Annotated in this window: 4 protein-coding genes; 3 read left to right on the forward strand and 1 reads right to left on the reverse strand. The window is 32.8% G+C overall.

From position 1 onward, the window contains the following. Positions 1-94: 94 nt before the first annotated feature. A complete protein-coding gene (thrC, locus tag J7M77_RS10220; RefSeq protein ID WP_296878151.1) occupies positions 95-1,576 on the reverse strand; it encodes a threonine synthase in 1,482 nt (493 codons plus the stop codon). 330 nt (positions 1,577-1,906) lie between these two features. On the opposite strand from thrC, the gene J7M77_RS10225 reads away from it, so the two are divergent. Genes J7M77_RS10225 through J7M77_RS10235 form a run of 3 tightly spaced genes read left to right on the forward strand, consistent with a single transcriptional unit; the run spans position 1,907 to position 5,345 of the window. Beyond that, positions 1,907-3,061 carry a homoserine dehydrogenase gene (locus J7M77_RS10225; RefSeq protein WP_296878153.1) on the forward strand — a complete coding sequence of 385 codons (1,155 nt, stop codon included), beginning with the start codon at positions 1,907-1,909 and terminating at the stop codon, positions 3,059-3,061. 1 nt (position 3,062) lies between these two features. Beyond that, positions 3,063-4,307: an aspartate kinase gene (locus J7M77_RS10230; protein WP_296878155.1), complete on the forward strand. Its 1,245-nt coding sequence runs from the start codon at positions 3,063-3,065 to the stop codon at positions 4,305-4,307. A gap of 3 nt (positions 4,308-4,310) precedes the next feature. Continuing rightward, complete coding sequence (locus tag J7M77_RS10235) at positions 4,311-5,345, forward strand: aspartate-semialdehyde dehydrogenase (RefSeq protein ID WP_296878157.1); 1,035 nt, start codon at positions 4,311-4,313, stop codon at positions 5,343-5,345. Positions 5,346-5,489: the final 144 nt, after the last annotated feature.

Raw genomic sequence — 5,489 nt, forward strand, 5'->3', positions numbered from 1 at the left:
TAAATAAGGTTAAAGCAACCCCAGCAACGTCAAATCCCGGCCCTAAGTTAGCACTTGTTGCGGGTACTTTTACTTTTACTTTCATAAAATCCTCCTAGACTGCTTCAATTTCAGCTTTGATAAAATCAATAATTTCACTTTTATCAATTTTCTTTTTATGTAAAATTTCGCGATCTTTGATTCCTTGTAATGGTTTTGGAACCATAACTCCAGTTTTTTCATTTAATTTATCAATCGCACTATAAACATCTAACTCTTCACCGTAAATAGCCTGATATACTGATTCTGGGAATTTATATGGTGAAGCTGTTGCTAGTAAAACTGTTTTAGTATAGTCATTTGTTTTAGCCTGGTATTCTTTTAAGACCCCATAACCAACAGCAGTATGCGTATCTAATAAATATCCTGTTTCATTGTAACAAGCTTTAATTGTCGCTAACACTTGATCTTCATCTAAATATCCAGCTTTAAATTGTTCCTGAATTTTAACTAAAACATCTTGATCAACTTCATAAATACCATCTTGATTCAATTTATTCATATATTCACGAACACGATTTCCATCACCGCACATAAACCAGACTAATCTTTCTAGATTACTAGAAACTAAAATATCCATTGCCGGTGCATTAGTTTTATAGAAATCACGATTAGCATCATATTTACCAGTTGTAAAGAAATCCGTTAAAATGTTATTTTTATTAGAAGCACAGATAAACTTATCAATTGGCAGTCCCATTTGTTTAGCAAAATAGCCTGCTAGACAGTTACCAAAGTTTCCACTTGGAACACAGAAATTAATTTTATCACCAAGAACAATCTCTTTATTTCTAACTAATTCAAAATAACTATGGAAATAATAAACGATTTGTGGTATCAATCTACCGACATTAATTGAATTAGCTGATGATAAAAAGACATTATGTTTGTCACTAGCTGTTTTTAATTCTTTTGAAGCAAAGGCTTTTTTAACTGCTGTCTGGGCATCATCAAAGTTTCCATGAATTCCCACAACTTCAACATTATTTCCCGTTTGACTAACCATTTGCTGCTGTTGGATTGCTGAAACACCATCTAATGGATAAAATACCTTGATTGATGTTCCTGGTACATCTTTAAATCCTTCTAAAGCGGCCTTTCCAGTATCCCCACTAGTAGCTGCCAAGATCATTACTTGACGCTGTTCATTTAATTTATTTAATGATAATGTCATTAAATATGGTAATAATGATAATGCCATATCTTTAAATGCTGCTGTTTGACCATGGAATAATTCAGCGACATAAACATCACCAGCTTTTTTTACTGGCACTACTTCCTTAGGAAATAGTCCTTTACCATAAGCATTTAAACAAGCATCATGAATTAATTCTTTGCCATCTTCACCAACGAATGTTGTTAATACTTCAGTAGCTAGATCAACATAATTAAGTTTCATTAATGCTTCTAGATCCATTTTAGTAAAATCAAAATTAGGTACTAATAAACCACCATCATTACCAATTCCTTGGACAATTGCCTGATAAAAATTTATTTCTTCTTGTTGATTACGTGTGCTAATATATTTCTTTTCCATTGCTGATCCCCCTATGTGATTTAAATTATTGTATACAATTTATTTATAGAAGTCAATATCAACTTTTTTCAACTTATCAAATAACAATATTATTTTGATTATTGCGATTATTTTGGTAAACCGTTGACTATTGTATACAATCGTGGTAATATGTCATAAATCAAGGAATTTGGAGGATTCGATCATGTTATTAAAAGGCATAAAGTTGATAGTTATGAAATAATTCATTTCTAAAAATATGCCTTCTAATGCCTAATTGGTCCTGTAATTAATTAAAAAATGACAGACCTTTAATCAAAGGTCAATTTTTATTATATAAGGGGGAACAAAATGAAAATCGGAGTTGTTGGATTGGGTACTGTTGGTTTTGGGGTCGTTGAAATATTAACCAATGAAAAAAAACGACTTGAACAAGAAATCAATCAAGAAGTAGTTATTAAATATGGCTGTGGACTTGAAGAAGTTGATTTACCTGAAGGAATTATTTATACCAAAGATTTCCACGATGTTATCAACGATCCAGAAATTGATGTTGTCGTTGAATTGATCGGTGGAACCACTGTTGCTAAAGAAATTATCCTTGGTGCTATAAATAATGGTAAACATGTAGTTACTGCTAATAAAGCATTATTAGCCCATCATGGAAAAGAAATCTTTCTAGCAGCTAAAAAAAATCAAGTTCATATTTTCTATGAAGCAAGTGTTGGTGGCGGTATTCCTGTTTTAGTTAATCAAAAAGAAAACTTAATTGCTAATAATACTAAAGAAATTATTGGTATTTTAAATGGAACTACTAATTTCATCTTATCTTTGATGGAAACTGAAAATCTTGATTTTAATGAAGCTTTAACAATTGCTGATGGTCTTGGTTATGTTGAAGCTAATCCGGCATTAGATTTAGATGGAATTGATGCAGCTCATAAAATTTGTATTTTAGCTCAAAATGGCTTTAAGAAATTCATTGATTTTGGTAAAATCTCTGTTAGCGGTATTCGTAACGTTACTAAAGTTGATATGGATTATGCAAAAAAACTCGGATATCGTTTTAAACTAATTGCCCAGGCTAAAGAATTAAAAAATGGTATTGGTATTGATGTAGCCACAACCCTAGTTAATAAAAAGGAACTAGTCGCTAATGTCATGGATGCATATAATGTAATAGAGATCGATAATGATTATGTTGAAAACGTCATCTTCTATGGCAAAGGTGCCGGTCGCTATGTAACAGCTTCAGCAGTTGTTAGCGATATTATCAAAACTGCTCAAAAAGAACATTGGAATCATGACTATCAAGATTGTCAAAATATCTATCCAATTACTAAAGCAAAATATTATTTACGAACTGATCGACCAATTGATGTTGATTATGAATTATATTTTACCGAAAAACAAGACCATATCTATATAACTCATGAAATTGAACTAGATGAATTAACTACTAGTCTTGGCGATTTAGATTATACAATCTTTAAAGTGAGGGGATAAAATGAACATTATTGTCCAAAAATTTGGTGGAACTTCAACTCGTTCCAGAGAAACTCGTTCATTAATGTATAATAACATTATTCGTGAAATCAATAATGGTAATAAAGTTGTTGCCGTAGTTTCAGCAATGGGTCGCTACGATGATCCTTATGCAACTGATACTTTATTATCAATCGTTAATACTAAACAGTTAACTGATGAAGAAATCGATCGCCTAACTAGTATGGGAGAAACTATTTCGGTATTAGTCTGTAAAAGTGAAATGTCCTCTTTAGGCTATCATAGCGCTTCAACAACTAATGCTGAATTAGGAATTGTAACGGATTCAACTTTCAACAATGCTACGATCAACCATGTTGAAGGAAAGGAAATCATCAAAAAATTAGAATATGCTGATGTTGTTTTCTGTCCTGGTTTTCAAGGACATTCCATTCATGGTAAAATTACTACCTTAGGTCGTGGCGGCAGTGATCTTTCGGCAGTTGCCATCGGTGTAGCGGTTGATGCTAGTGAAGTCGAAATCTATAGTGATGTAAATGGTATCTATACTGCTGATCCACGGATTGTTCCTGATGCCATCAAACTTGATTACATCAGTTATGCCGAAATGCTGGAATTATCAAAAAACGGTGCTAAAGTTTTAAATCACCGTTGTGTTCAGTTAGCCGCTAGTCACAATATCGCAATTCATGCCCGTTCTTCATTTGAAGATATCAAAGGGACTTATGTTATAGGAGATGATCGGATCATGAAAGAAAATATCAATCAATTAATTATATCAGGAATTACCGGATCACAAAATGAAGCGCGTATCACTTTAGTTAAAGTTGATGCCACTAACAACAGTGCTGGTAGCCTATTTAAAAAAATATCGGATGCTGGGGTCAATGTTAATGTCTTCAATCAGGCCCTAGTTGGCGGGGGAAAAATGGATATCTCTTTAATTATCAGTGATGAAGACGTACCCGCTGTAATCGAAGTTTTAAATGAACTTAAATCACAATTAAACGCTAATCGAACAATTGTTCGCGGTAATATTGGTAAAGTATCTGTAATTGGCGTAGGCATAAAAAATAACCGTGGCATGTTCCAAAAAGCTTATAATACTTTAATGGAAAACGGTATTAATGTCGAAATGACATCATGTTCAGAAATCAATATTTCATGTTATATTGATCGTGATGAAGTTAGAAAAGCTCAAGTTTTATTACATGAAGCTTTTTTAGGTAAGAAAGGAAGGAAATAGAAAATGAAAAAATATAAAGTTGCTATCGTTGGAGCTACTGGAGCTGTTGGTAGAGAAATGTTACGCTGTATCTTTCAATTTAATTTTCCCTTTGAAAGTATCAAGTTATTAGCCTCTGCTCGTAGCGCTGGTAAAGTGATTGAATTTGAAGATCACAAATTTGTTGTTGAAGAATTAACTGAAAATAGTTTTGAAGGAGTTGAAGTAGCTTTCTGGTCTGCTGGTGGCAGCATTTCTGCTAAATACATGGAATATGCAGTTAAAGCTGGTTGTGTCAATATTGACAATACTTCACACTTTAGAATGGACCCTAATGTTCCTTTAGTTGTCCCTGAAGTTAATGGTTATGCTTTAAAAGATCATCAGGGTATTATTTCTTGTCCAAACTGTACAACAATCATGATGTGCAGTGCTCTTACAAGAATCAATGATGAATTCGATATTGAAAGAATTGTTGTTTCAACATACCAGGCGGTTTCTGGAGCTGGTGTTGCTGGAATGGAAGAATTATATCGTCAATCACAAGAAGTTTTAGATGGAAAAGAACCAGTTGCTAAAACTTTACCATGTGCTTCTGATGAAAAACATTTCCCAATTGCTTTTAACTGTATTCCACAAGTTGATAAATTTGACTTATCAAACGGTTACAGTAAAGAAGAAATGAAAATGGTTAATGAAACGAAAAAGATTTTCAACAAAGACATTGACGTCAATGCAACTTGTGTTCGTGTTCCGGTTTTAAGAGGACATAGTGAATCAATTTATATTGAAACAAAAAAACCAATTGATATCGATAAAGTTTTTGACTTATTGGCTCATAGTACTGGTATTGATTTATGTGACGATCTTGCTCATCAAATTTACCCAATGCCAATTAGCTTCATTGGTGATGAATTAACACATGTAGGACGGGTTAGAAAAGATTTAACCAAAGACAATGCTTTAAGTTTATGGATCACTGGTGATCAATTGATGAAAGGTGCTGCTTATAACTCTGTTGATATCGGTCTTAAAATGATTGAAATGAATTTGTTATAAAAATAAACCATGCGATTTGAAATGAACCCCGTTATTTGGACACCCGAATAAAGGAGGTTCATTTTTATTATGGCAAAACTGACAAGAGATCAAAAAATAGAATTATATGAAAAACGAAAACAGGGATGTACTGTATCATCATTA

The sequence above is a fragment of the Thomasclavelia sp. genome, from assembly GCF_017889095.1.
Classification (GTDB): domain Bacteria; phylum Bacillota_I; class Bacilli_A; order Erysipelotrichales; family Coprobacillaceae; genus Thomasclavelia.